This is a genomic window from Sulfurovum xiamenensis (assembly GCF_030347995.1).
GTDB lineage: Bacteria > Campylobacterota > Campylobacteria > Campylobacterales > Sulfurovaceae > Sulfurovum > Sulfurovum xiamenensis.
Map to the genome: position 1 here is coordinate 1 of NZ_JAQIBC010000027.1, position 613 is coordinate 613.

Here is a 613-nt window from a genome sequence, read left to right on the forward strand (position 1 = left end):
GCTGAAGGTCACTTAAGATGGGATTCACTTGGTGAGTTCCTGGCACTAGCTGAGTCTTTAAGAATGATCGGTCAAAAACATGACGATGCTAAACTTGCTGCTCTTACAGCTGGTCTTGATGCTGCGAACCAAGGTTACCTTGATAACAACAAAGCACCAGGAAGAAAAGTAGGTCAGCCAGATAACAAAGCATCTCACTTCTACTTGGCTCAGTACTGGGCAGAAGCACTTGCTGAGTCTAACAATGCAGAACTAGCTGCAAAGTTTGCTCCGGTTGCAAAAGCACTTNAGATAACAAAGCATCTCACTTCTACTTGGCTCAGTACTGGGCAGAAGCACTTGCTGAGTCTAACAATGCAGAACTAGCTGCAAAGTTTGCTCCGGTTGCAAAAGCACTTAAGGAGAACGAAGAGAAGATCATGGAAGAACTTCTTGCAGTAGAAGGTCAGCCTCAAGATGTTGGCGGATACTTCCATCCAAATGATGAGTTGGCTGCTAAAGCGATGAGACCATCTGCTACGCTTAATGCGATCATTGACGCTATCTAAGTAGTAAGCTACTATGTATCGCACTTTTCGTGCGATACATCTTACAAATGTTTTTAGGAGATTCC

The 613-nt window shown here is 44.1% G+C and carries 1 pseudogene; it reads left to right on the plus strand.

Annotation, left to right across the window (positions count from 1 at the left end):
• Window positions 1–548, plus strand: a pseudogene (locus PF327_RS11405) (NADP-dependent isocitrate dehydrogenase); the annotation flags it as partial.
• Between the last annotated feature and the right edge of the window lie 65 nt (window positions 549–613).